The sequence below is a fragment of the Streptomyces sp. DH12 genome, assembly GCF_020873895.1.
In the GTDB taxonomy this organism is placed as follows: domain Bacteria; phylum Actinomycetota; class Actinomycetes; order Streptomycetales; family Streptomycetaceae; genus Streptomyces.
In genome coordinates, this window is the sequence record NZ_JAHWGT010001226.1 from 1 (window position 1) to 435 (window position 435).

The following is a 435-nucleotide window of genomic DNA, read 5'->3' on the forward strand; positions in this document are numbered from 1 at the left end:
GCCAGGAGCCGTCGCGGAAGCGGATCAGTAGTATCCGGGTCTCGAACTCGCCGGAGAAGGGATCTTCCAGCGTGGCCTCGTCGGGGGACAGCCGGGCGACGACCTGGGCGTGCTTGTCGCGTCCTGAGCTGACGCGCTTGGGCGGGGCCGCGAAGACGATCCCGTCCGGGCCCGCGAACAGCAGGCGCTCGTGGTGGGTCGAGTGGCTGTACCAGCGCAGGAGGAACTGGCCGGCGGCGCCGTTCCAGTCGCCGTCGAAGACGTTGTCCAGTCCGCGCTGTTCCACAGCCGCGTCCATGCGCTTCTCGTCCTGCTTCTTCGCCCGGTGGCGTTCCTTCTCCTCCTTCGAGTCGAGGGAACGCTCCACCGCCTCCTGTGCCCGGGCCAGAAGGCTCAGGAGAAGGACGAGCGGGAGGAAAGGGGCGCCAAGTACCG

Annotated in this window: 1 protein-coding gene; it reads right to left on the minus strand. The window is 68.5% G+C overall.

The features are described 5' to 3' along the window. Positions 1-367: hypothetical protein (locus tag LPA54_RS39375; RefSeq protein ID WP_228985194.1), on the minus strand; the 367-nt coding region annotated here is incomplete at its 3' end. Positions 368-435 lie beyond the last annotated feature (68 nt).